Here is a 26,582-nt window from a genome sequence, read left to right on the forward strand (position 1 = left end):
CCGAGGGCGTAATAAGGCCCTGCGGATCCGTTAACTACCAGCAGATAGCTCGCCGTGGCGCACAATTCGCCGCATTTTGAGTAAATAAGACCCTGCGGGTCCGTTAAAGTCCACCGAGAGCAGCTCCACGGGCGTAATAAGGCCCTGTGGGTCCGTTAAACTTCCAGCATATAGCTCCAAATGGCGATCCCCAAGCCACTTAACGTGTTTGCTGCTGATTATGTTTGTACTATGGCAAACTCAGCGTAATTGTACGTAACCAGTAGTTACCCTTGATTCACCCCACACAGCGGTTATAATGATAAGCGGGACTTATATTGAAAAAATTCGCGGTAGACTGGCAATTCATAATGGGGCTGGCATACAATAGACGGATAGTTACACGAGTGCGAATGATGGAATTGCCGAACAATTCCTAAGCATAATCTTAGGAGTCAAGAATTGCCGAACAATTCCTAAGCATAATCTTACGAAGTCAGGAATTGCTTCGCAATTCCTTTTAGGGAGTGAATAATAGTGCGGAAAATTATGTTTACCGGCGGTGGATCGGCAGGGCATGTGACGGTGAATCTGGCGTTGATTCCTCATTTTTTGCAGGAGGGCTGGTCGGTTGAATACATAGGCTCGGAGGCGGGGATTGAGCGTCAATTGATCACGCCGCTTCCAGAGGTGAAATACTTCGGCATAGCGACGGGCAAGCTGCGGCGTTATTTGGACTGGCAGAATGTGAAGGACCCTTTCAAGGTCGTGAAGGGAGCTTTTCAAGCTTATCGCCTGATTAAGAAGCAGAAGCCAGACGTCCTCTTTTCCAAAGGAGGCTTCGTATCGGTGCCGGTGGTGCTCGGAGCATGGCTGAACAAAGTGCCGGTGCTGATCCATGAATCAGATCTGACACCAGGGCTCGCGAACAAAATCTCGATTCCTTTCTCCACTGGCGTATGCACGACATTCCCAGAGACAGAGCAGCATTTGCCTTCAGGCAAAGCCCGCTATGTGGGTGCGGTCATACGAGAGCAATTGAAGCAGGGCAGTGCGCAGCGGGGAAGGGCATTCAGCGGATTCACGGCGAGCAAGCCTGTATTGCTCATTATGGGTGGAAGCCTTGGCGCTCGCAAAATCAATCAGACGGTAAGGGCTTCTCTTAGCAAGCTTACGGAGCGCTTCCAAGTCATTCATCTATGCGGCAAAGGGCAGGTCGATCCGCTGCTTGAATCCTCCCAATACAAGCAATATGAATACGTGAACGAAGAGCTGCCTGATCTGCTGGCGATGGCGGATATGATCATTTCGCGGGCAGGCTCGAACTCGATATTTGAATTCCTGTATCTGCATAAGCCGATGCTGCTCATCCCGCTCACAAAGGAGCAGAGCCGCGGCGATCAGCTGCTCAATGCCCGTTCATTCGAGGCAGCAGGCTACTGCGAGGTGCTGTACGAGGAGCAGATGACACCAGAAACATTAGCAAGCGGTGTCGCTTCGATGTTCGATAACAAAGAAAAGTACATCGGCAATATGAAGAAAAACAAAGAGAAGGATACACTCGATCTCTTGTTCAAGCTGATCAAGGAAACGGCGAAAAAACGTTAATCCTATACGGGGGCAAGGGCAGCAGGCCAATAGAGCCTGCTGCTCTTTTTCAACTGCTCATCATCATTATTTGCTAACTATTATGGTTGACCCCTTAGGAGAGTTACGATAGAATCCCCTCAGGAGTGAAAAAATAGAGAGATTCCAATCATCAAAGAGAGAGAGCCAAGCTACTATGAAAATCAAAACAGAATTAAATGAGCGGCTGCAGAGCAAATCTGCCAAGTCTGTTCGGGCGGCAGTGTTATCGCTAACTCTAGGTGCCTTTGCACTCGGAATGACGGAGTTCGTCATTATGGGCTTGCTCACGAATGTAGCGTCTGACCTTGGCGTATCGATATCGAGCGCAGGTCAGCTTATCACAGGCTATGCTCTGGGAGTGGCGATTGGCGGACCGATTATGACCGTGCTAACCCTTCGCATGGCGAGAAAAGAGCTGCTGTGCGCATTGCTTATTATTTTTATAGCGGGGAATGCTCTTGCGGCAGTGGCACCTAACTACACGGTATTGATGCTTGCTCGAATTATTACATCTCTAGCGCACGGCACCTTCTTCGGAGTCGGCTCCGTTATTGCAGCAGGCTTAGCCAGCCCTGACAAGCGTGCAGGAGCGATCTCGATGATGTATACAGGACTCACTGTAGCCAATATCCTTGGTGTTCCGCTGGGTACACTGATTGGTCAGCAATTCGGCTGGCATTCGACATTCGCAGTGGTAGCTGTGCTGGGCGTAGCTGCATTCGCTGGAATTGCGCTGTTCGTGCCGAAGATTCCACTTAACCGGCAGGCAACCATCGGCAAGGAGCTTCGCATCTTCCGTAATCCGCGGATATGGCTCGCTCTGACTATGACGGTATTCGGCTTCGGTGGTGTGTTCACAGCCTTCACTTACATAGCTCCGATCCTTCAGGACATTACAGGCTTCGAGGAGCAATACGTAACCGTCATTCTCATCCTGTTCGGAATCGGCGTTACGATCGGCAACTTAATAGGGGGCAAGCTGGCAGATTGGAAGCTTATGCCTTCCCTTATGATCTGTCTGGCTATACTAGCTCTTATTCTGCTCATCTTCTTCTTCACGAATGATCATAAAGTGCTCGCTGTTATAACGATCTTCTTCTGGGGAATTGCATCCTTCACGATTGTGCCTGGTCTGCAGATGCGAATTATGGACCTGGCCAAGGATGCGCCAATGATGGCTTCCACATCGAATCAATCGGCCTTCAACCTCGGCAATGCTGGAGGGGCGATGCTTGGCGGGCTTGCAGTCGATGGCATTGGCATGCAGCATGTGCCTTGGATTGCCGCTATTGTTACCGTTGTAGGTCTTGCATTGACCATACTCAGCTACGGGATGGATCGACGCAGCAGCAGGGCCGCAACCATACGGTAAGGCTTCGAACAGCCGCTCCATGCTCAAGCGATTATTTGTACTTGAGGTTGGAGCGGTCTTTTTCGTATAATTGTTGGGTATGTGCAATAAACGATTCGATTTTCGACGGAAACGATGATATGATGGCATACAAGGAAAGCTTATCGGCTAACGGTCCGCATCTATGCGTGCTATACATGGTAGTAATCATGCACTCGAACAGCCGTGACAGCTTGCGGTCTTCTTCGCGTGTGTATAATTCGTAGGAGGGAATACAGATGGAATATATCAGTACACGAGGCAATGTAGGCAAAATAGGCTTTATCGATGCATTTCTGATGGGCTTGGCGGATGATGGGGGACTTCTCGTTCCTAATGAAATTCCGGTTATTTCGGCAGCAACGCTGAAGGAATGGCAGGAGCTCAGCTATCAGGAGCTGGTACTCGCAATCTTCTCCTATTATACGAACGGAGAAATTCCGGAGGAAGACTTGAAGAAGCTGGTCTACGATAGCTACTCGACCTTCCGTGATCCCGAAGTAACACCGGTTCGCAAGCTTAACGACAGCCTGTACTTGCTTGAGCTGTTCCATGGTCCTACCTTCGCCTTCAAAGACATTGCGCTGCAGTTCATGGGCCAACTATATACGTACGTATCGAAGAAACAAAATAAAACCATTCATATCCTTGGAGCAACCTCCGGCGATACAGGCGCATCTGCTATTGAGGGTGTTCGTGGCAAAGAGGGCATCAAGATCTGTATCCTTCATCCTAATGGCAAGGTGAGCAAGGTGCAGGAGCTGCAAATGACGACCGTACAGGACGATAACGTACTGAACCTGTCGGTAGAAGGCAACTTCGATGATTGCCAGCGCATTATCAAAGATCTGTTCGCTGATCTGGACTTCAAGGCAGCTAATCATCTATGTGCGATTAACTCGATTAACTTCGTGCGTATTCTTGCACAAACGGTCTATTACTTCTATTCCTACTTCCAAGTCGTTAAGCAGACGGGCGTGGATAAGGTGAACTTCAGCGTGCCGACTGGCAACTTCGGTGACATCTTCGCTGGGTATTTGGCAAAACGTATGGGTCTGCCGGTTAACAAGCTTATTCTGGCAACGAATGAGAACAACATTCTAGAGCGCTTCATCCAAGAAGGCGTGTATATGCCAGGTGAGTTCCGCAGCACGTACAGCCCATCGATGGACATTCAAGTAGCGAGCAACTTCGAGCGTTACCTGTATTATGTGCTTGGTGAAGACGCTGCTCAAATCCGTACGTTAATGGATGCTTTCAAAACAGAGGGTGAAATTGTCATCTCAGAGGAAGCTCTTCGCAGCGTACAGGCTGAGTTCGGAGCACATGGAGTAGAAGGGCAAGAGTGCCTCGATACCATCTCCAAATATAAAGGCGAGACAGATTATTTGCTCGATCCTCACTCGGCGTGCGGCGTTGCTGCAGCTGATAAAGTGAGCGGCGAGCAGGAAATCACGATCTCACTAGCGACTGCGCATCCAGCTAAGTTCGACGAGGCGATTCGCCTAGTCGGCATCGAGCAGGAATTCCCGCAGCAGATTTCATCGCTGTTCAATAAACCGCAGCGTCAGACGCAGGTTGATGGCTCAGCAGAGGAAATTGTTCGTGAGCTCGTTCAATTCTACAACGCGTAATTAGAGGTGAATAGTAAAGGGTTGAAGGGCTGAGAAGCCCTTCAACCCTTTTTATTTTACCCATGGCTTCGTTCATTCTCCAGCAGCAGCCCCTTCATCGGTTGGCCCCCGCGATAGTCCGTGAACATTCCACTCATTCCGACGACTCGATGGCAGGGAATCGCGATAAGGACAGGGTTCGCACCAATTGCTGCACTCACTGCACGAACAGCGTTAGGACGGCTTGCACGCTCCGCTATTGTCGTGTAGGACACTGTATCCCCATAGGGTACCTCGGCCAGGGCCTCCCATACAGCTAATTGAAAAGGTGTTCCGTGGAGGTACAGCGGGAGGGAGAAGGTAATGGCTGTCCCCTGTAAGATGGCTGCTAGCTGCTGGGCATAGGGCTCCAGTGCTTCGTCATTGCGCACCGGTGTGAGCTCTGGGAGACGTGCCGCTCCCCACTGCTTAAGATCATTGAACGACTCCTCGGGCGAGCCGACATAGCATAGTCCAAGGTCTGTGGCAGCGAGGTGCAGCTTCCAATCGTTATATTCGAATGGACTCCAATAGAGGGTTGACGGTTGACCTTCATTCATCGTTAAGACACTCTCCTTAAAGGCTTAATAGTGGAGCTTGTGAGCAACGGTATCAGCTTATCTGGCAGCTTCATATACCGACACTCTCATCCATCAGCTTGCGTAATTTGATCTCTGTATTCGAATCTTCTACCGGCGTATACACACTGCATCTTAGTTCATTGCCGCCTTGTACTTGCAGCGAGCTTAAGTCGAACAGCATTTTGCCCGCTCTTGCATGGCGGAATTCGACTACGACCTCAGGTGCCGAGCTAACCTCGCTCTGCATCCATAGATCATGGAATTCAGGATGGCTGCTCTCCATTTGCTTAATAAATGCAGTGTACCACTCATCTGCCAAGTATTGTCCGTAGTAGACACGGAAGATGGCTAGATACCCTCGCACAAAATGCTCCCAATTGACAGCTAGGCTCCTCAGTTCTTTTTTCGTAAACAATAATTGAATGAGGTTCCTCTCTTCTGCAGGTATGAGATTGAAATTAATGAACACATGAGCGGAAGCGTCATTCCAGCCTACGATATTGCAGCGGTTATCAGAGATGATCGTCGGACAGTAGCGCAGCTCCTGTAGAATCCTTCGGAGAGAAGGGGTGATGAGCTCCTCTGGCTGACTGCGCTGCACACTGGGCTGTGCTCCTGTCTCTAGTGCCAAGTCGTACAGGTATTTGCGTTCATCCGTATTCAGCAGCAGAGCGGCGGATATCGCATCAAGGACAGAGGGGGAAGCCTTGATCGCTCGCCCTTGCTCTAACCACGTATACCAAGTTGTACTGACTCCTGCGAGCTGGGCGACTTCTTCCCGTCTTAGTCCCGGCGTACGTCTTCTTGTCCCTTCCGGCAATCCAACCATTCGCGGATGCACCTTGGAGCGATGGGACCTCAGGAATTCAGACAATGCTTCTAGTCTTGTTGCGGGCTTCATGGATGCTGCCCCCTTATAATCGTTATGTAGTACTCATTATACTAGGATAACCAGAAACTTGTAATAGGATAATTAACGGTTACAATAGGTACAACAATGATCTCTATGGCTAGCTATAGTTGCGCATGCTATATGGGAATGAGGGGGATGCTAGGATGAATAAAGTGGTTATTACGGGAATGGGAGTCATTTCTCCACTAGGGAATGACGTTGGGACGTTATGGAAGAACATGCTGGCGGGAAAATCAGGCATTACGACCATTGATCGATTCGATATATCTGAACAAAAGACTAAGATCGCCGGTCTTGTACGAGACTTCGATGCGGAAGAGAGATGGGGGCGGAAGGAAGCGCGGAAGCTGGACCGCTTCAGCCAGTATGCCCTTGCAGCAGCAGAGCAAGCGGTGGAGCATGCGGGCCTCTCAATGGATGCTATTAATAAAGAACGCGTCGGTGTCTATGTAGGCTCGGGAATCGGCGGGCTTGAGACGCTCGTAGATAATGTTAATCTGCTGAAGGAGCGTGGGCCAGGAAGAGTCAGCCCAACGCTTGTTCCGATGATGATCTCTAATATTGCAGCAGCGCAGATCAGCATACGGTTCGGCTTCATGGGGCCAACGCTGTCTCCAGTTACGGCTTGCTCCATCGGCAATACAGCGATTGGCGAGGCTTGCAGAGCGATCCGCTTAGGTGAAGCGGATGTCATTATCGCCGGCGGCTCCGAAGCAGCCGTTACTCCGCTTGCGCTTGCCAGCTTCGGCAATGCAACGGCTCTTTCTCGGAGCACAGATCCTAGCGTGGCGAGCCGTCCTTTTGATAAGAATCGAGATGGCTTCGTCATGAGTGAAGGGGCGGGCATTGTCGTTCTTGAATCGTTGGAGCATGCGCTTCGGAGAGGAGCGCAGCCGCTTGCCGAAGTGATTGGCTATGGCGCAAGCTCAGATGCGTATCATGTGGTTGCTCCGCATCCGGAGGGGACAGGCGCTTATCTGGCAATGAAATCTGCCCTTGCCTCGGCGGGTGTAAGTACGACTGAGGTTGATGTAATCAGTGCTCATGCGACAAGTACGCCAGCTGGCGATCTAGGGGAGACAATGGCTATTAAGCGATTGTTCGGCGAGCACGCCTCTCATGTGCCAATCACGGCTAACAAGTCGATGCTGGGCCATATGCTTGGAGCAGCAGGCGGAGTGGAAGCCATTGCTCTAGCGCTTGGCTTGAATGAAGGCGTCATTCCGGCTACGATTAACTTGAATGATCCAGACCCCGCATGCGATCTGGATTATGTGCCACATGAGTCGCGGCGGGTGCCACTTACGATTGGATTGTCTAATTCCTTCGGCTTCGGGGGTCATAATGCAGCAATCGTGTTGAAGCGATATGAGGATTAATGGGATTAATCGAGGCTAAGGAGCTGGTTGAAGTTGTTGAAGTACAAAGATAATATCGTCGTCGTAACAGGCGCGGGACAGGGAATTGGTGCTGCTGTAGCCCGAGCCTATGCGTCGCAAGGGGCGATAGTTATTGCTGCCGATCGAAATGGGGCTGCGGCTGAAGCGACTGCTCTTGCTATTAATGAAGGTGAAGGTGATCAGAGGGGATTCGCAGTAACGATTGATTTGAGTCAGCCGCATGAAATCGAAGCGATGTTCGAAGATATTCGAGACAAGCACGGCAGAGTAGATGTGCTCATTAACAATGCAGGGCTGTCCTTCTGGAAGTCCCCCTACGATATAACGCTGGAAGAATGGGATTATGTGCTGAATTCCAATCTCCGGGGAACCTTCCTATGCTCCAGAGAAGCGGCGAAGGTGATGCGTGAGCATGGAGGCGGGGCTATCGTTAATTTATCGTCCACTAGAGCGATGATGTCAGAGCCTAATTCCGAAGCTTATGCGGCTTCTAAGGGTGGGATTGCTTCTCTCACTCATGCGCTTGCGGTATCCTTTGGTCCCGACCGGATCAAGGTGAACGCAATCAGCCCAGGCTGGATTGAGAACGGCGATTATGAAGCGCTTCGTCCAGAGGATCACCAGCAGCATCCTTCCATGCGCGTCGGACGTACGGAGGATATTGTGCGCGCCTGCTTCTATCTGACTGATCCTGCGAATGATTTCGTTAACGGCACGAATCTAGTCGTTGATGGGGGCATGACGAGGAAGATGATCTACGAGGAATAGCTAGGTAACTAATGACAGCGTTCGCCAATGGCGAACGCTGTTTCTTTGTTGAGTGGCGGAAGCAGCTGCGCGCTGAGCGTAGCGCATCGGATTTCCTTATTGGTGAACGTAGTTTCGCTAATGCGAGGTAGGAGGAGGGAGAACGGCTGGTTAGCGTAACAAAGTTCCTAATTAGCGAAATCAGGTTCATGAGTAGCGAAGCTGGTTACTGTAACGCCGTATCTCGGGCCGAGAGTGGAGAAAATAGCGCAACTGGATTCACCAATAGCGAAGTTAGTTTCGCTAATGCGAGTAGTAATGCGCGAGGTAGTAGTGCGAATGGTGATGCGCGAGGTAGTAGTGCGAGGTAGGCGGAAGGGGGAGTGGGGAAACCGAGATAGCGCACCGGATTTCCTTATTGGTGAACGTAGTTTCGCTAATGGGAGGTGGGGAGAGGAGAAACGGCTGGATAGCGAAACGAAGTTCCTAATTGGCGAAAGTAGGTTCACGAGTAGCGAAGCAGGTTACTGTAACGCCGTATCTCGGGTCGAAAGTGGAGGAAATAGCGCAACTGGATTCACCAATAGCGAAGTTAGTTTCGCTAATGCGAGTAGAGTATTGTGCGAGGTAGTAGTGCGAGTAGTGATGTGCGAGGTAGTAGTGCGAGGTAAGCAGGAGGGGGAGTGGGGAAACCGAGATAGCGCACCGGATTTCCTTATTAGTGAACGTAGTTTCGCTAATGGGAGGTGGGGAGAGGAGAAACGGCTGGATAGCGAAACGAAGTTCCTAATTAGCGAAAGCAGGTTCACGAGTAGCGAAGTTGGTTACTGTAACGCCGTATCTCGGGCCGAAAGTGGAGAAAATAGCGCAACTGGATTCACCAATAGCGAAGTTAGTTTCGCTAATGTGAGTAGTAATGCGCGAGGTAGTAGTGCGAGTAGTATGGTGCGAGTAGTAGTGCGAGGTAGGCGGAAGGGGGAGTTGGGAAACCGAGATAGCGCACCGGATTTCCTTATTGGTGAACGTAGTTTCGCTAATGAGAGGCGGGGAGAGGAGAAACGGCTGGATAGCGAAACGAAGTTCCTAATTAGCGAAAGCAGGTTCACGAGTAGCGAAACTGGTTACTGTAACGCCGTATCTAGAACCCAGAGTGGAGGAAATAGCGCAACTGGATTCACCAATAGCGAAGTTAGTTTCGCTAATGCGAGTAGTAATGCGCGAGGTAGTAGTGCGAATGGTGATGTGCGAGGTAGTAGTGCGAGGTAGGCGGAAGGGGGAGTGGGGAAACCGAGCGTAGCGCACTACGTTAGATAATACGTCAGGTTTCGAGCGGAATCCACTCTAGTACAGTTAAAAAGTAACATAAAACTAACGCATAAATTGCATTATCAGCATGAATCATGTCGTAATCGGCCCATTTTGTTAAAACATTTATATTTTATGTCAAATAAGTTGACATATTTTTCAGGCGCATGCTAGTATACGAACAAGAAGATTAATTAACTAGTTAATTAAATTTAACCAAACGTTTAACGAGTCGGTTAAATCCATCAATCCATTCATTAATCCATTAATCCATCAATTCATCAATTTATCTATTCATCTATTAATCCATTCCATCCATTTATTCAATCCAAGAAATAAAGGGCCTTTCATAACAACGATAAAGAGTGGTGATCCTGATATGTCTTACATTCAAGTGGAACACGTATTCAAGCGATTCGTTCGTCGAGGACAATCAACAGTTGCTCTGCAAGATATTAATTTGGAGCTGGAGCAAGGCACCTTCGTTAGTCTTATTGGTCCTAGCGGCTGCGGGAAATCTACGCTGCTTCGTGTCATTGGCGGATTAACAGAAGCCGATGAAGGCGATGTGTTCGTAGGCGGCCAGACTCCGATGCAGGCTCAATCGGACAAGCAGTTCGGATTCGTGCCGCAGGCACCGGCGCTTTTTCCATGGAGAACCGTTCTTGAGAACATGAACTTGCCCTTCGAGGTGAATAAGAAAGCTGGCGCTATCCGCGCAGAGGATCGGGAAGACCCGGTAGAGCTGCTGAAGTCCGTAGGACTCGGTGATTTCGTCAACGCCTATGCGAAGGAGTTATCCGGCGGTATGCAGCAGCGTGTTGGAATCGCAAGGGCATTCGGCTCAGGCGCACCAATCCTGCTCATGGATGAGCCATTCTCGGCTCTGGATGAGATTACGCGGGAGCTGATAAGCTATCAGCTGCTGGACATATGGGAGGCCCATAAGAAGACTGTCGTATTCGTCACCCATAGCCTACGGGAAGCTGTACTGCTCTCGGATAAAGTAGTCGTCATGTCGAGTCGTCCAGGCAAGATTTCACAGGTTATCGATATTGATCTGCCTCGTCCCCGCAGCGCTGAGGTGGAGGATACAGATGAGTTTCACCATTATGTCAGCCTAATACGCGGACAGCTTCGTGAAAGGTGGGGATGAGTGGATGAGCCAGAGCTTAATGAAGAGTGAAGCGGCAGTTAAAACAGGAGGTGGAGCCATGTCGGCCCCTAATGCGAATGGCACTACGCGCCAGCAAGGCAGAAGCCAGACAGAGCCCACAGGTATGCAGCGGTTTAAGCTATGGTTCGCCGAATCGTTGTTCATGCCTCCATTTCTAGCCTTCCTATGTTTATTCGGTTTGTGGGAGCTGGGCGTAAGGCTGCTGGGTGTTCAGGACATTATGCTGCCCGCGCCTTCTTCCGTTCTACAGGAGCTATTCGGTTCCTTCTTCTTCTATTTGCCTCATGCATGGGTTACTTTGTACGAGGCGCTGATCGGCTTCATGCTCGGTACCTTTATCGCTTTCGTTGGGGGCATATTGATGTCCCACTCAAGACTGCTGGAGAGAACGCTGCTACCTATCGCAGTGCTTGCTAACGTTACACCTATTATGGCGATTGCTCCTCTATTCATCATATGGTTCGGCTTCGGCGCACTGCCGAAGATCCTCATCTCAGCAATTATTACGTTTTTCCCGATGCTCGTTAACTCGATTGTGGGCTTCCGCTCCATTGACCAGAACAACTACGAATACATGCGATCCCTCCACGCGAGCAAAAGCGAAATATTCTTGAAGCTCCGTCTGCCGAACAGCCTTCCTTATCTATTCTCTGCTGCGAGAACATGCGTCAGTCTCAGTGTCGTTGGCGCGGTCGTCGGAGAGTGGAGCGGCTCAACGCAAGGGCTAGGCAATCTAGTTATGATGGCAAGCAATTATATGCAAATGCAGCGCATGTTCGCCGCTATCTTCATGCTAGCCATTATGGGTATTGCGCTCGTTAGCTTAGTTAGATTCCTAGAGCGCAAAGTGCTGTCATGGCATGTATCCGAGCAAAAACAAAGCTAACGAAACCTCATCATCGTCCAGGCATACGTTTATTCCGTTGTTTTTCCAAAAAAAACATATAGATGAGTGGAGGGCTTTAGGATGGAGAGAACAACAAAAAGGTCAAAGTGGGTAATGTCATTGCTGCTTGCATGTGTCGTGGTGATGGCAGGCTGCTCGAGTGGCAATAACTCAGTTCCAGCTAACACAGCAACAAATGCTCCGGCTGCAGAAGGTACGGAGAAGGGCTCAGAGGATTGGACGGCACGCAAGGCAGAGAATGAAAAAGCGGGTAAGATCACTTATATCACGGGCTATTATTACGCGGCTTCTCCGCCAGACATTCAAGCGGTTATGGCAGATGAGCTTGGCTACTTCAAGGAGCTGGGTCTTGATGTTGAGATACAGCCGGGTCTTGATTCAGAGGGGATGAAGTTTCTAGCGGTTGGACAAGCTCAGCTAGCGAGTGCTGGCACGCCGAGTCTCGTGATTCAGTCGGTTGCTAACGGTGCGCCAATCAAAGGAGTAGCAACCTTCGCAGCTTCGGGATCGAGTGCCATTATGGTGATGGATGACTCGGCCATTAAGGAGCCGGCAGATTTGGAAGGCAAAACATTAGGGTATCACGGTGCGCTTCCTGCCAACTATGCCGCTATGTTCGAGAAAACAGGAGTCGATCCGATGAAGGTGAAGGGTGTTTCTGTCGGCTACGATCCTACGGTTCTGAGCAGTGGCAAGGTTGATGCCCTGACAGTATACAAATCCAATGAGCCTTATATTATGGAGCAAATGGGCTTCAAGGTTCGTCTCATTGATCCAGGCCAGTATGGTGCGGAAACCTCCTTCGGTGTCATTGCTGCGAACAGTGATTTTGCTCAAAAGCATCCGACAGCTGTGGAGGATTTCCTCCGTGCAATATCCAAGGCTCATGAATATGCCCTTGCTAATCCTGATGAAGCATTGAAGGTGCTTGAGAAGCGTTCGGAGTCTACATATGATCTGAAGGCAGAGACGAACCGCTGGGCAATTGAGAGCAAAATCATTGAGGAAGCACGCCACAACGGTCGCGGCATCGCATGGCAGACTAGTGATCAGTGGCAGCGTGAGATCAACATGCTGTTCGCTTCGAAGATCATTAAAGAGGCTGTTAATGTGAATGATGTCATGGACAACCTGTTTATTGATTCTATCTATGACGGCGAAGCGCTAATCTGGCCTGAAGCCAGCTAATAGGGAAATACTTATTCTAGAGGCAACGCGCAACTTGATTCTATAACAAGCACAATCTAACCTATACCATTGGAGTGAAGCGACTATGACTACTACTACTATCGATTACAATAACGTTGATTTTGGCGTATTTCTGCCGATTACGAACGGCGGCTGGATTCTCTCAGAGACATCACCTCGCCTGGATGGGAGCTATGCGCTGAACCGCAGTGCCGCAATGATTGCTGAGGAGACCGGACTTGATTTCATTATGTCGATGGCGAAATGGAAGGGCTACGGCGGCAGCACGAATCACTGGGGCGTATCGCTGGAGTCAATGACGATGATGGCTGGGCTTGCGGAGGCGACATCTCGGGTGAAAATCTACGCGACAGTGCATACGCTGCTATTCAACCCTGCGGTCGCTGCCAAAATGTTCTCAACACTCGATCAGATCAGTAATGGACGCGTTGGGATGAACGTGGTGTCGGGCTCCTTCGCGGGAGAGTTCGCACAGATGGGCATGTGGCCGGAGCATCTGGATCATGATCAACGCTATGATCTGGCAAAGGAATGGATACAGACGGTTAAGAAGCTGTGGAGCGAGGAATCGGTTACTCACAAGGGTGAATATTTCGAGCTGACGGACTGTGTATCGGAGCCTAAGCCGATTCAGCAGCCGCGTCCTGAGATTATATGTGCGGGCCAATCGGAGAAGGGAATGGGCTTCACGATTGATGAAGGAGACGCGTGCTTCATCGGTGGGCGTGATCTTGAAGAGCTGGCAGCTGTTAGCCGCCGCGCCAAAGAAATGGCAGCCCAGCGCAATAAAACGGTCAAAACGTATGCAATGTTCAGTATCATTCCAGCGGAGACTGATGAGCTGGCTGATGAGAGAATGAAGCTCTATCAAGAAGGCGCAGATATTGGTGCGATCAAAGGCATGCTGAGAAGCTACGGCCTTGAGCCAGATGGCCGTGAGAATTCAATGGTTGCACGGGCTAAAAGTGCTTTTATGTGCGAGACGATCTCTGGAAGCTTGGAGTCTATCGTTGCCCGCATTCGTCATATCATTGAGGTTACCGGCATTGATGGCATGATGCTTACTTTCCCTGATTATATTGAGGATCTGCGCTTCTTCGGAGAGAAAGTGCTTCCAGTACTTCGCAGTACCAAATAAATAGCGGAAGGGGCGTGATGAGAATGACTACTACACAATTGCCCACGCAGCAAACAGCGCTGCTAATCGTCGATGTACAGCGGGATTTCTGTGCTGCAGATGGGTTGATGGGGCAGATAGGAATGGATCTGTCTACCGTGGATGGAGCAGTCGATCGAATCGAGCAGTTGGCAGGCGCAGCGCGGGAGCAGGGTGTACCGGTTATTTTCATCCGCCTGCTTACAGCTCCAGAGACCGATTCGCGAGCGATGCTCGCTCTATATGCTAGACAGGGATTGGATGCGGATAGTGCAGCCGTATGCCGGCGGGAAACACAAGGGGCGGATTATTACCGGATTTATCCGGAGGCTGGTGATCTCGTGGTGGATAAGCAGCGTTACAGCGCTTTTATCGGGACGAATCTAGAGCTTGTTCTGCGAAGCAGAGGAATAACATCACTTATCGTGACCGGGGTAACGACGGAATGCTGTGTGGATTCAACGGTTCGAGACGGTTTTATGCTTGATTATGAAACGTTCGTCGTAGCGGATGCCTGTGCAGCTTATGAGCAGGAGATGCACGATGCTTCTCTAAATATGATGGCGATTAATTTCGCTTCGATTGTAACAACAGATGAGGTTATAGCTAGCTGGAGCGTATAACGGCGCCCCTTGTCTAGGTAGAGGGAGAGTGCAGAATGAGCGATACGGGGATTCAGGTTGAAGATATGGCGTTAGCCATCCGTCAAGCAGTAGATAGGGAGGAGCTGGTTGCTCTCATTCTAGAGCTCGGCAATATTCCCAGCCCTGCTGGCTATGAGAAGGCTTCGGGAGACTTTGTCTATGAATGGATGAAGCGCGAGGGCTTAGCGCCTAAGCGGGTAGGCATGGTAGAGGACCGATTCAATATTATCGGCCGTATGGGCGGGGATAAGCCCGGTCAGGGCAAAAATCTGCTCTTCACGAGCCATCTCGATACGGAGTCGCCGCAATATAACTGGCGTGACAGCTGGAAATATCGTCCCGGCTCCGTCGAAAGGCCGGAATGGCTGGAGGCGCGCCTGGAGGATGGCGTATTCTCCGGCAGGCCGGTGGAGAACGATCGCGGGCCGATGGCCTGTACGCTAATGGCAGCTAAAGTATTGAAGAAGCTTGGCCTGCCGCTTGCAGGAACGCTCTACGTGACAGCTTGTCCAGGTGAGATTGGACCTGAGCATGTCGAGGAATTCCAAGGCTCGGTCTATATGGGCAAGGAGATCGGCGCTCAATATATGATGACGCATGGCGGTGTAGCCCCAGACTATGCGATAGCGGCAGAAGGAACAGACTTTGGCATTTCGTGGGTCTCTTGCGGACATGCTAACTTCCGAATCGACTTGTATGGGGAGGATGTATTCACACCCTTGCTCGAGCATACGCCATTATTAAAGAATCATCCGAGTCCGCTCGTCATGGTCGCACCGTTAATTGAAGCGATTCAACGATGGGCAGCGGAATATGAAGTGGCGAACACCTATCATTCAATAGGAGGAACCTCCGTACCAAAGGTGCAGATTGCAGCTATTCGAGGTGGTGACCCTCACTTGATGGGCAGCGGCAGTGAGGTGTGTTCGATCTATCTCGAGGTGAACCTAACGCCGAAGCAGTCGATCGCTGATGTTCAGCGGCAGCTCGATGGCCTGCTGGCTGGTGAAGGGTTCGAAGGTCATATCGAGCCCATCGTATACCGCCAAGGGTTCGAGGCAGACGCTGAGCAGGTAGAAGGCTTGCACTCTGCGATTAGTAAGGCAAGTCTTGCTTCTGGCAAGGGAGAGACAGAAATCGGGCATTATATTTATTCCAGCATGTGGCGGGATCATAACGTCTTCAACATGTATCATATTCCGGCTGTAACCTATGGGCCGAGAAGGTTCCGCCCGACTGTAGACGATATGGTCGATGCCGTCGTCGTCTACGCTTTGGCCGCATGGCAAATATGCAATCAGACAGAATAGCCACATAGGCTTACGAAGTGGTTTTGCTCCGCAAAACCTGAAGGAGGGTTTCTACTATGGACTCACAACAATGGAGAGGCACAATGGGTAAATTCGCGACGGGCGTTACCGTCATCACGACGATTGATGAGGATGGGAACCCAGCTGGAATGACAGCGAACGCGTTCACTTCATTGTCTCTTGATCCGCCGATGGTACTGATCTGCGTCGATAATAAGAGCGATTCGCTCGCGAAGCTGCTCGCGTCGAACAAATACTGCGTGAATATATTGGCCGACGGACAGGAGAACGTATCTAGAGCCTTTGCTCGCAAAGGCGGGGCAGAGAAGTTCGAGGGTATCGCTTATTACCAAGGCGAGTCAGGATTGCCTGTTCTCGAGGGCTGTCTGACCAGCGTGGAATGCTTGGTGAAGGAAGTTGTGCAGGGCGGCGACCATGTCGTGCTGCTAGGTGAAGGCATTCATATTCATGAAGCAAGCGCTGCAGTAGAGCCTCTACTTTTCTATAGAGGAAAATACGAGAAATTGACTATAATAGGAGCATAACCAACGTGCAGATAACAGCGATTGTAGGAAATCCGAAGGCGTTCTCGAAGACACACACGATTGCGTCTGAGGTTACGAAGCAGTTGGCCAAGCTTGCTCAAGAAGAAGGACAGCAGGAGGTTCAGCAGCTCGTTCTGGATTTGGCTGATTACGCAGGAGCATTGACTGGGTGGGGACATCCCGATGCTCAGAAGCTGCTTGATCTGGTAAACGGTTCTGATATGATTGTCATTGCTAGTCCGACTTATAAAGCGACTTATACAGGCCTTCTCAAGCTATTCATCGATATGCTGCCGCCTAACGCTTGGGCAGGCAAATTCGCTATACCCGTCATGGTAGGCGGCTCACCGCATCACAGCATGGCGGTGGAGACCTTCATGAGACCGCTGCTTATTGAAGTAGGTGCAGTATGCCCTGCCAAAGGCTTGTATGTTATGGATTCACAGATGGACACAATGCCGGAGCTCGTATCCGGTTGGATAGAAGAGTCGCGGTTCGGATTGTCCCGGATGCTCTAGTCGTCGTGAGGCGAGCTCCCGTACGCGACCTTAGGAAGCCATAGGCATACGGGATGCCGTGTATACGAATGGAGGGGTGCAATTGCTACAAGAAACCGGAACAGAAGAAGTGAAGGCATCCGTGCAGGATCGGATACTGAATGCGGCCGAGGAGCTGTTCGCCAAGAGCAGCTTCGCAGGCACGCGAATCAGTGAGATCGCTCTGAAGGCGGAGGTCAATCAGGCGCTGATTCATTATTATTTTGACTCGAAGGAAAAGCTCTATCAGGAAGTGCTGGCCCGTCTGTTCCAGCAATGGGAAGTTTATGTGGAGGCCTTCTCATGGGAGAAGAAGGACCCTGCGCTCATGATTCGGGATTATATCAAAACCCACTTCGAGATTAAGTGCAGAATGCCGAATTTGTACAAAATTTTTCATTGGGAAGCGCTTGAGGGCGGGGATCTATTCAACAAATACGCCTCCTCCACATGGGTACAAGACTTTCTAGACAAAGCAGACATGTTCAAGCAATGGAAGCAGGAGGGCGTAATCAGCTCTCAAGTGAATGAGAAAGTCGTTCTATTCTCCTTATGGGGAATGATGAACCAATTCTATTATCGCAGCTATGACAATATGCAAGAAATTGTGGGATCGGAAGGAAGTCTGCCCGAGCTTCAGGAGGAAATTGCGCAGCAGATGGTAAGTCTTGCTCTACATGGCATAATAGCCAACGATGTCTCCACGTTGAATCGCGCAACAGCGGCAGCGGGAACGCAGAGGAAGCTCACCGTTCTTCTTCCTGAATCAGACGCAGGGCATGAGGAGCAGGCTATACTACTCGATGCGTTAGGCATGCTGCCTGATATTAATCTGCATATCGTCCATGATGAAAGGCAGGCGATCACTGCCAAAGGGCAGGAAGGAATGCTTATTGTATTCGCTTCCACGAAATTTGGAGAGCTGCCGGATGCGTTGTATCGCTTGCTCGGCAGGCTTGAGCAGAGTCCTTCCCTAATCGCTGATCGTTTCGTTGGCATATGGACGATGGGCAATCCTTCAGCTGCAGAGGCTTTGCAGCGGACACTTGAAGATGCATTCAACCGTTTGGGCGCGTTCGCCATAGCTAGAGTACCTGGCGGCACGCCTCGCGATTACATTAAACGTTGTGCCAAACTGACCGGAATGTGAGTGAAGCGGCAGCGCAGCAGACAGGTGATGGTACGATGACAACAGATTCGAATTCGAACAGCCTATCGAAATCCCATTTGAATTGGATGATGGCTGCGCTTTTAGTATGCATTTTTTTGACCCAGCTTGATCAGACAATTGTATCTACCGCATTGCCGACCATCGTTGCTAGACTGGATGGATTCGAGCAGATGTCTTGGGTATTCACCGTCTACATGCTGGCCTCTACCGTCATCATGCCGATCGGCGGCAAATTATCCGATATTTATGGACGTAAAACCTTCTTCATGCTCGGCCTTGCTATATTCATGCTTGGCTCGGCGTTATGCGGCATGGCAGGGAGCATGCTCCAGCTGGTGCTGTTCCGTGGTATACAAGGCATCGGTGCAGGCTTCCTGCTGCCGGTTACGTTCACGCTTGTGTTCTCGATTATGCCCAAGGAGAGGGCGGGAATCTATCAGACGCTGTATATGAGCGTGTTCGCACTCTCATCTGTCGTAGGACCAGCTCTTGGGGCAATCATTACCGAGCATCTGAACTGGCGGTTTAATTTCTATATCAATCTGCCATTCGGGGTCGTTATATTCTTCATCATGAACAAGCTGCTGTCAGCGACCAAATCGGATCGCAAGGAACGCCCTTCCGTTGATGTGACGGGAGCATTGCTGCTATCCATCTCAACCTTATCGATTCTGCTCGGACTTAAGATGGGCGGAGTGGACTACGCATGGTCTTCATGGCGCATTATCGGGCTGCTAGCATTGGGTCTTGCTTCTGCTGTCGTCTTCTTATTCGTGCAGACGAGAGTTAAGGAGCCTATTCTACCCTTTGAGCTGTTCCGCAGCAGGGTTATCTCGGGGACGCTGATGGCAACGTTCATACAAGGAATTATGATGTACGGGGCGCTCGTGTACATTCCACTGTTCGTACAAGGCAGTCTGGGCGGCGATGTTGGCGATTCAGGAGGCGCCCTTACTCCATTAATGTTCTGTGTCATGCTGGGGGCTTCGTTCAGTAATGTGCTGATCAAAAGATGGAGCTGGCGCTTCAGCATTGCCTTATCGATGCTGTTCACCGGAACCGGATTGTTAATGGTCGTCTACCTGCCGGGCGATGTCCATACGGGACTCATGACTTTCATCATGGCGTTGATCGGAATTGGTATAGGCATTCTGATGATGGTCGGCCAGATGGCTGTAAGCATGAGCGCAGAGGAACGAATGAAAGGGGTAGCAACCTCGACTGTAGGCTTCTCCCGTTCAATCGGGGGCGTATTCGGGACCGCTGTACTGGCATCGATTATTAATGGGCGTCTTAGCAGCTTGCTGCAAGCCCAAGCGGATACCTTGCAGCTGTCCTCGGATGGCATTGAGCAGCTCGCTGATCCACAGGCTGTATTGCAGGCGGATTCTGGACTGCCCGCGGAGACGGTGGCCATTCTTCGAGAGGCGCTGGGTGAAGCAGTGCAATTCGGCTTCTGGTTTCTCGTTGCCGCTTCAGCCGTTGGTATGGCAGCTGCCATATGGACGGGCTCTGAGCGCTATAATCCAGCCATATCCTCCGATAAGAAACGGGAAGCGGCAGCGCCCACTATGCTCTAAACCCAATGAGGTCTCACCGTTCAATCTGGTGAGGCCTTATTTAATGTCCTATCCCCAAACAACTCAACAAGCCGATCCGCTATTCATCCGGATCGGCTTAAAGGCTCAGCTCCTATATGTTAATAATTCAATACACTGCCATGATAACGCTCGCGTCCAGCGCTTATGAGTGTGGTCAGCGGCTCCAAGTCGCTGTAACCAGAATGAGCTGTGACGATTTCACCAGGAGCAACAACGTAGATCTCGTCTCGGCCCAGCTCACCGATAATCGCACCATCTTGAATGACAGCTCCTTCACCGATAATGGCCTTATGAATGGTCACATTACGCCCGATTCTAGCATTCGGCATAATGATGCTCTCAACGATGTCACTGCCAATGCCGACGGTTGCTCCTGAGCAGAGGACAGATCTTGTCATTTCACCCGCCACGGTGCATTCTGGATGTACAATGGAATCTGTGATAATGGAGTCAACGGGATTGTAATTTGCAGGGATAGGAGTGGAAGTCGTCCGTATATGGGTATGTAACGGCCAATGGCTGACATCAAGATCGAATTCTCCATCGATCAGCTCCATATGAGCCTCCCATAAGCTCTCGATCGTGCCAACGTCTTTCCAGTACCCCTCATACGAATAAGCGACGAGATTAGCCTCGGCAGCCAGCATGGCGGGGATGATATTCTGCCCGAAATCATGGCTGGAATGCTCATCGGCTGCATCCTCAATTAGCAGCTGCTTAAGAGTTTCCCAGCGGAATAAGTAGATGCCCATCGAAGCAAGATTGCTTTGTGGTTTAGCGGGCTTCTCTTGGAATTCGATAACCCGATTCTGCTTGTCTGTATGCATAATACCGAATCGACTCGCTTCGCGCCACGGGACGGTTTTGACCGCGATCGTCGCAGCAGCGTTATTCTTCTTATGGAATTCTAGCATAGGCCGATAATCCATCTGGTAGATATGGTCACCTGACAGCACGAGCACATGCTCCGGATTATGCTGATCAATATAATCGATATTGCGATATATAGCATCTGCTGTGCCTGCATAACCATTGCTGGATATGCGTGAGGCTGGCAGAAGTGCAATTTCACCTGAATGCCTCGTCATGGAAGATTGCAGCCATGCCTCGCCATCTGCAATGTGGTCATGGACCGAATCACAGCAATATTGAGTCAGTACACCAACATTTCGAATATTGGAATTCATGCAGTTGCTGAGTGGAAAATCAATCATCCGCAAACGGTCACCAAATGGAACAACAGGCTTGGCAAAGTGACTTGTCAGAGGTGCCAGTCTGCTTCCTTGTCCACCTGCTAGCAGCATAGCGATGCAATCATTGTTACTCATCAATTTAATTCCTCCAGTCGTCCATGACGGTTAGTGTGTTGTACAGTAATCTTAAACATCCAGCAATGCTTTGAAACGAGTGCTTCAAAATCATTTTTAAAGGTTAATCATGCTTAAATCATGCGCAATTACAGGATGGAAGCGGGTGTGAAGATAGATGAGACAGATGATGGATGCCAAAGCTCTTAGTGAGCAGGAGATTTTCTGGTTCCACGAAGGAACATGGCTGCATAGCTATCGTAAAATGGGTGCCCATCCTACCGTTGTGAATGGTCAATCGGGTGTTCGGTTCAATGTATGGGCCCCCCATGCCAAGGCAGTTGGGTTAGCCTGTGATCGCAATGGCTGGAACGGGGAGGCTCACCAACTAGAGCGTGTAGAGCTGTCTGATATTTGGACGGGCTTCGTGCCTGGTCTAGCTGACGGCGATTTATATAAATATGAGATTGTAACGGAAGCGGGCGAGAGGCTGCTTAAGGCTGACCCATACGCATTCTATACGGAGGTGAGACCAAGTACAGCATCCAAAGTATGGTCTCTTGGAGGCTATGAATGGGGAGATCGCTCATGGATCAAGAAGCGGCGTCCGCCTTATCGCCAGCCGATGAATATTTACGAGGTGCATGCGGGCACTTGGAAAAAGCATCAAGATGGCTCGTTGTATACCTATACCGAATTAGCGGATGAGCTTATCGATTATGTGGTAGAGATGGGTTATACCCATCTGGAGCTTATGCCGATGACGGAGCATCCTTATGATCGTTCCTGGGGCTATCAGCCGACCGGTTTTTTTGCCCCCACAAGTCGGTATGGGGAGCCGCAGCAGCTAATGGCGTTCATCGATCGTTGTCATCAGCGGGGAATAGGCGTTATTCTCGATTGGGTGCCGGGGCACTTTGCCAAAGACGCGCATGGCTTGAGGCAATTCGACGGCTCGGCTCTATTCGAGCATGAGGACCCCTTATTGGCGGAGAAGCCCGTGTGGGGAACTCTTGCTTTTGACTACAGCAAACCCGAGGTGCGCAGCTTCCTGATCTCGAACGCTTTGTATTGGATGGAGCTGTTCCATATTGATGGCTTCCGTGTGGATGCAGTAACGAGTATGCTGCAGCGTAATTTCGATAAGCCAGATGACCAGTGGAGACCGAATGCATATGGGGGCACCGAGAATCTAGAGGGCATTGATTTCTTGCAGCAGCTTCATGAGGCAGTGTTCCGTTATTACCCGCATGCCCTGATGATGGCGGAGGAATCACATGCTTATCCGGGTGTGACCTTGCCTGTCGAGCAAGATGGATTAGGATTCAACTATAAGTGGAACATGGGCTGGATGAACGATACGCTGCGCTACATATCCTTGTCGTTCGAAGAACGCAAGGGCCGGCAGGACCTGCTGACTTTTCCAATCTGGTATGCAGGGCAAGAGACGCATGTTCTGCCTTTGTCGCATGATGAGGTCGTCCATGGCAAAAGATCGCTATTGAACAAAATACCCGGCTCCTACGAGCAGAAATTCGCAGGCCTCAGGCTTTTATACGGCTATATGATGACGCATCCCGGCAAGAAGCTGCTGTTCATGGGTGGTGAGTTCGGGCAGTTCGATGAATGGAAGGATGAAGCTGAGCTGGACTTCATGCTCCTTGGCTATGAGATGCATAGACAGATGCAGCAATATACGAAAGAGTTGAACAGGCTGTACCTTGAGGAGAAATCGCTCTGGCAGCTCGATCATGAGCCAGGTGGATTCCAATGGATTGATCATCAGGATGCCAATCAGAGCGTTATCGTCTATCGAAGGGTGGGGAGTGCAAGCGGAGAATCTGTGCTTGTGCTGTGTAATTTCAATGAGCAGGCTCATCCTGCCTACCGGGTGGGTGTTCCCTCAGAAGGGAAATATCGTATTCTTCTGAGCAGCGATGATCCTGCCTATGGCGGCTTCGGATTTGAGAGCAGCCAGCTGAGGCAAGGAACGGTACATCCATCTGATCGCAAGCTGTGGCATGGCAAGCGACACAGCGTTGAGCTGCCCCTGCCGCCGCTATCCATCGTCATTCTGAAGCGGGATAAGGAGACGAGGACGAAGCTGCATAAAAGTAAGGTTAGTCGGAGAATTGAAGCAGGAGAGGCGGAATGAGTAATGAAGGTCGTATTTACTGCAGCGGAATGTGTTCCTTTTATCAAAACCGGAGGGCTCGCCGATGTCATTGGCTCCTTGCCCGCTGAGCTTCAGCGTAGCGGAACCGAGGTGCGTGTTATCCTGCCGTTGTATGAGTCGATTCCACAGCGATATAAGGAGAAGATGAAACAGACTGGCATCGTGAATGTGCCTGTCGGCTGGCGCAATGCTTATTGCGGAATACTGGAGCTGAAGCTGGACGGCATTATTTATTATTTTTTGGATAATGAACAGTATTTCAAGCGCGGCTCTGCCGTTTATGGTCATTATGATGATGGAGAGCGGTTCGCCTTCCTGTGCAGGGCGGTGTTGGAGGCTTTGCCGGCGGTTGGCTTCATGCCCGATCTGATTCATTGTCATGATTGGCATACGGGGATGATTCCTGCACTGCTGCGCCATCATTACTGGATGCGGCCGGAATATGCCCGGATGAAGACCGTCTTCACGATTCATAACCTGCAATATCAGGGTAATTATTCGCATGAAATATTAGGTGATCTGCTGGGCCTTCCGAATGAATGCTATACTCCAGATGGTGTGGAATTTCATGGTGCGGTCAGCTTCATGAAGGCAGGCATTCAACTCTCTGATCAAGTGACGACTGTGAGCCCTTCCTATGCGCGCGAAATAGGTACGGAGGGGTACGGCTGTGGAATGGAGGCGGCTCTTAGGCATAAGGGGGAGCGACTGCTTGGAATTGTGAATGGGATCGATGCCCGTTCGTATTCTCCAGCTTATGATAAGAATCTGAAGGTCAATTACCGTACAAGTCTAGATAAGAAGACAGATAATAAAATAGCTCTGCAGCAAGAGCTTGGATTAGCGGTTGATGGCACAGTTCCGCTTATCTGCTTAGTTGGCAGACTGGTCGAGCAGAAGGGGCTTCCGCTCGTGTTGGAAATCATTGACGAGCTGCTGCGGACGGAGAAGGTCCAAGTGGTGCTGCTTGGAACTGGTGACTCGTGGCTGGAGCATGCCTTTCGGGAAGCGGAGCATCGGAATAGAGGCAGGCTCGTCTCCTATATTGGCTTCGACGATGGACTGGCACGCCGAATATATGCGGGATCAGATCTATTCCTGATGCCCTCCTTGTTCGAACCGTGCGGGATTAGCCAGCTGCTGGCGCTGAGATATGGCAGCCTTCCGATTGTACGCGAAGTGGGCGGCTTGAAGGACACGGTTCAGAGCTACAACGAGTATACGGGAGAAGGGAATGGCTTCTCCTTCAGCGCATACAACAGCGGAGATATGCTCTATACCATTAGGCGTGCCCTGCGCATCTGGTCGAATCCCGAGCACCGGTTGAAGCTGACGACTACAGCGCTGCAAGGCGATTACAGCTGGGGGCAGTCGGCTGCTCAGTATCGGGCCTTGTATGAGCAGCTTAGGACGAACTAGCAAAGGGGTATTCCAGAGGTCATTCGACCTTAGGGATACCCCTTTCTCATTAGCTGAACGATAGCTTCATTCCTCTTAGATCTCACGCATCAATAGGCGATAACCCCGCGGCTCAAGCTCGACCGTAAGCTGCTCCTCATGAGTGGCAACCTCCTCGCCGCTGAGCACATCCCGCCATCCATCTGCGTGCATCGGATGCGCAAGCGACGCTGATTCTCCAGTTGAATTCATCCATATCGTAAAATGCTGCTTGCCATCAAGCCGCTCGTAGACGAGCTGGCCTTGGTCTGCGCTTGCGAGCAAGAAGCGCAGACGTCCTGTTCGAAGAGCGGAGTGTTCTTTCCGTAGAGCAATCATAAGCTTATAAAAGTCGAATAATTCCTTGTCCTGCTTGTCTTCATCCCACTCCATGCATTTGCGGCAATCCGGGTCGTCGCCGCCATCCATTCCGATCTCATCTCCATAATAGATACAGGGTACTCCCATGGAGGTCATCATGAAGACGACAGCCAGCTTCAGTCGCAGCTTATCACCGCCAAGTCGTGTCATGGCACGTGGAATATCATGGCTGGACAGCAGATTGAATAAGGCTTCATTCGTCTGCTGAGGGTATCGAATCAGCAGCTTGCTAATATCCTCGGCGAAGCTGGATGCAGGCCTGTCCTCAGCTGAGAAGAAGTCTAATACACTGTTGGTGAACGGATAATTCATGGAGGAATCGAATTGATCGCCTTGCAGCCAGCGAAGAGCGTCGCTCCATACCTCTCCAATGATGAACACATCACTCTTAGCAGCTTTTACAGCCTGACGGAAATCCCGCCAGAAGTGATGGTCAATTTCATTCGCGACATCAAGCCGCCAGCCGTCGATATCAACCTCCTTAATCCAATAGACAGCAACATCCAGCAGGTACTGCTTCACCTCGGGATTCGCTGTATTCAGCTTAGGCATATTGCCGAAGAAGCCGAAGGTATCATAATTGGCTCTGCCATCCTTCACCTCTACGGGGAAGCTGCTTAGGTGGAACCAGTCTTTATATTTCGAATTCTCGCCATGCTTCAGCACATCCTGAAAAGGAGGGAATTGCTCACTCGCATGATTGAACACCGCGTCCAGCACGACGCGAATGTCTCTGTCGTGGCAGGCTTTGACGAGCTTGCGCAGCAGCTGGATATCACCGAAGCTGGGGTCAATCTGCCGGTAATCGACCGTATCATATTTGTGATTCGATGGAGAAGTGAAGATCGGGGTCAAATAGATCGCATTAATGCCAAGCTCGCTCAAATGCTCCAAATGATCTAGAATGCCCTGCAAATCACCGCCATAATGAGATTCTCCATTCGGTGGTTCGCCCCAAGGCGTCAGTTCATCAGGATCATTACCCGAGTCGCCATTCGCGAATCGATCCGGCATGATCTGATAAAAGACAGCTCGCTTAGCCCATTCTGGGGCGTCAAACAAATCGATTTCATGAATATAGGGAACCTCGTAATAACCGCCAGGGGGTGTGGGCTGCTCATCGGAGAAGCCCGTTTCGATTTTCCACAGCGTCTTATCCCCACTGCGCAATCGGAACCCATAAGAGAAGCGACTGTATTCTGGACGAATGACAGCCTCCCAGTAATCGAATAAGGAGTCTGCCGCGATTTTCTCCATGGCGACTTCCTGCACATGATGCTCCCAATCGTACTTATCTCCAGCAACTGCGACTGCTTCGTCAACATCGTCGCGCTTCGTGCGCAGGCGGAGGTGGAAGGTGTCCCGGTCATAAGCATAGGCCCATTTGTGGCTTGGAGAATGATGAATAGCTTCTATGTTCATTGGAATT

At 50.6% G+C, this 26,582-nt stretch carries 21 protein-coding genes; 17 read left to right on the forward strand and 4 right to left on the reverse strand.

Annotated elements, in window-relative coordinates; translation table 11 throughout:
• Window positions 1–513 precede the first annotated feature (513 nt).
• The 3 genes from murG to thrC all read left to right on the forward strand — a co-directional run bounded on the left by murG (window position 514) and on the right by thrC (window position 4,632).
• Window positions 514–1,587, forward strand: coding sequence for an undecaprenyldiphospho-muramoylpentapeptide beta-N-acetylglucosaminyltransferase (gene murG, locus AC6ESP_RS24295; protein WP_497099345.1), 1,074 nt, complete (start codon window positions 514–516; stop codon window positions 1,585–1,587).
• Between the two features lie 175 nt (window positions 1,588–1,762).
• Window positions 1,763–2,980: an MFS transporter gene (locus AC6ESP_RS24300; RefSeq protein ID WP_497099314.1), complete on the forward strand. Its 1,218-nt coding sequence runs from the start codon at window positions 1,763–1,765 to the stop codon at window positions 2,978–2,980.
• A gap of 257 nt (window positions 2,981–3,237) precedes the next feature.
• Window positions 3,238–4,632, forward strand: coding sequence for a threonine synthase (thrC, locus tag AC6ESP_RS24305; RefSeq protein WP_497099315.1), 1,395 nt, complete (start codon window positions 3,238–3,240; stop codon window positions 4,630–4,632).
• A 56-nt stretch (window positions 4,633–4,688) separates the two neighbouring features.
• Here the strand turns inward: thrC and AC6ESP_RS24310 are convergent, their stop codons facing one another.
• Together AC6ESP_RS24310 and AC6ESP_RS24315 are read right to left on the reverse strand one after the other, a co-directional pair.
• Entirely contained in the window at window positions 4,689–5,210 is a 522-nt protein-coding gene (locus tag AC6ESP_RS24310) for a methylated-DNA--[protein]-cysteine S-methyltransferase (protein WP_497099316.1), read from the reverse strand.
• 70 nt (window positions 5,211–5,280) lie between these two features.
• Window positions 5,281–6,132, reverse strand: a complete 852-nt coding sequence (locus AC6ESP_RS24315; protein ID WP_497099317.1) for a helix-turn-helix transcriptional regulator — start codon at window positions 6,130–6,132, stop codon at window positions 5,281–5,283.
• Between the two features lie 155 nt (window positions 6,133–6,287).
• On the opposite strand from AC6ESP_RS24315, the gene fabF reads away from it, so the two are divergent.
• The 12 genes from fabF (at window position 6,288) to AC6ESP_RS24375 (ending at window position 19,831) form a co-directional block, all read left to right on the forward strand.
• Window positions 6,288–7,523, forward strand: coding sequence for a beta-ketoacyl-ACP synthase II (gene fabF, locus AC6ESP_RS24320; protein ID WP_497099318.1), 1,236 nt, complete (start codon window positions 6,288–6,290; stop codon window positions 7,521–7,523).
• Window positions 7,524–7,559: 36 nt separating this feature from the next.
• Window positions 7,560–8,312: an SDR family NAD(P)-dependent oxidoreductase gene (locus AC6ESP_RS24325; RefSeq protein ID WP_497099346.1), complete on the forward strand. Its 753-nt coding sequence runs from the start codon at window positions 7,560–7,562 to the stop codon at window positions 8,310–8,312.
• 1,663 nt (window positions 8,313–9,975) lie between these two features.
• Window positions 9,976–10,752 (forward strand): ABC transporter ATP-binding protein, encoded by a 777-nt coding sequence (locus AC6ESP_RS24330; protein ID WP_497099319.1) that lies wholly within the window; start codon window positions 9,976–9,978, stop codon window positions 10,750–10,752.
• Between the two features lie 4 nt (window positions 10,753–10,756).
• On the forward strand, window positions 10,757–11,659 hold the full coding sequence (locus tag AC6ESP_RS24335) for an ABC transporter permease (RefSeq protein ID WP_497099320.1): 903 nt from the start codon (window positions 10,757–10,759) through the stop codon (window positions 11,657–11,659).
• Between the two features lie 81 nt (window positions 11,660–11,740).
• Window positions 11,741–12,868, forward strand: a complete 1,128-nt coding sequence (locus AC6ESP_RS24340) for an ABC transporter substrate-binding protein (protein ID WP_497099321.1) — start codon at window positions 11,741–11,743, stop codon at window positions 12,866–12,868.
• A gap of 85 nt (window positions 12,869–12,953) precedes the next feature.
• Window positions 12,954–14,027 carry an LLM class flavin-dependent oxidoreductase gene (locus tag AC6ESP_RS24345; protein ID WP_497099322.1) on the forward strand — a complete coding sequence of 358 codons (1,074 nt, stop codon included), beginning with the start codon at window positions 12,954–12,956 and terminating at the stop codon, window positions 14,025–14,027.
• 23 nt (window positions 14,028–14,050) lie between these two features.
• Window positions 14,051–14,668, forward strand: coding sequence for a cysteine hydrolase family protein (locus tag AC6ESP_RS24350; RefSeq protein WP_497099323.1), 618 nt, complete (start codon window positions 14,051–14,053; stop codon window positions 14,666–14,668).
• Between the two features lie 35 nt (window positions 14,669–14,703).
• Complete coding sequence (locus AC6ESP_RS24355; protein ID WP_497099324.1) at window positions 14,704–15,999, forward strand: zinc-binding metallopeptidase family protein; 1,296 nt, start codon at window positions 14,704–14,706, stop codon at window positions 15,997–15,999.
• A 56-nt stretch (window positions 16,000–16,055) separates the two neighbouring features.
• Window positions 16,056–16,544, forward strand: a complete 489-nt coding sequence (locus tag AC6ESP_RS24360; RefSeq protein ID WP_497099325.1) for a flavin reductase family protein — start codon at window positions 16,056–16,058, stop codon at window positions 16,542–16,544.
• 5 nt (window positions 16,545–16,549) lie between these two features.
• A complete protein-coding gene (locus tag AC6ESP_RS24365; RefSeq protein ID WP_497099326.1) occupies window positions 16,550–17,062 on the forward strand; it encodes an NADPH-dependent FMN reductase in 513 nt (170 codons plus the stop codon).
• Between the two features lie 82 nt (window positions 17,063–17,144).
• Complete coding sequence (locus AC6ESP_RS24370; RefSeq protein ID WP_497099327.1) at window positions 17,145–18,230, forward strand: TetR/AcrR family transcriptional regulator; 1,086 nt, start codon at window positions 17,145–17,147, stop codon at window positions 18,228–18,230.
• Window positions 18,206–19,831 (forward strand): MFS transporter, encoded by a 1,626-nt coding sequence (locus tag AC6ESP_RS24375; protein WP_497099328.1) that lies wholly within the window; start codon window positions 18,206–18,208, stop codon window positions 19,829–19,831. The genes AC6ESP_RS24370 and AC6ESP_RS24375 overlap by 25 nt, the downstream gene beginning before the upstream one ends.
• A 119-nt stretch (window positions 19,832–19,950) precedes the next feature.
• On the opposite strand, the gene AC6ESP_RS24380 is transcribed toward AC6ESP_RS24375, so the two are convergent.
• Window positions 19,951–21,180, reverse strand: a complete 1,230-nt coding sequence (locus tag AC6ESP_RS24380) for a glucose-1-phosphate adenylyltransferase (protein WP_497099329.1) — start codon at window positions 21,178–21,180, stop codon at window positions 19,951–19,953.
• Between the two features lie 157 nt (window positions 21,181–21,337).
• Between AC6ESP_RS24380 and glgB the strand changes: the two genes are divergently transcribed.
• Window positions 21,338–23,314, forward strand: a complete 1,977-nt coding sequence (gene glgB / locus AC6ESP_RS24385; protein WP_497099330.1) for a 1,4-alpha-glucan branching protein GlgB — start codon at window positions 21,338–21,340, stop codon at window positions 23,312–23,314.
• Window positions 23,315–23,317: 3 nt separating this feature from the next.
• Window positions 23,318–24,754, forward strand: coding sequence for a glycogen synthase GlgA (gene glgA / locus AC6ESP_RS24390; RefSeq protein ID WP_497099331.1), 1,437 nt, complete (start codon window positions 23,318–23,320; stop codon window positions 24,752–24,754).
• Between the two features lie 75 nt (window positions 24,755–24,829).
• Here glgA and AC6ESP_RS24395 read toward each other — a convergent pair whose 3' ends face one another.
• Window positions 24,830–26,575, reverse strand: coding sequence for an alpha-glycosidase (locus tag AC6ESP_RS24395; protein WP_497099332.1), 1,746 nt, complete (start codon window positions 26,573–26,575; stop codon window positions 24,830–24,832).
• Window positions 26,576–26,582: the final 7 nt, after the last annotated feature.

It is taken from the genome of Paenibacillus xinjiangensis (genome assembly GCF_059686975.1).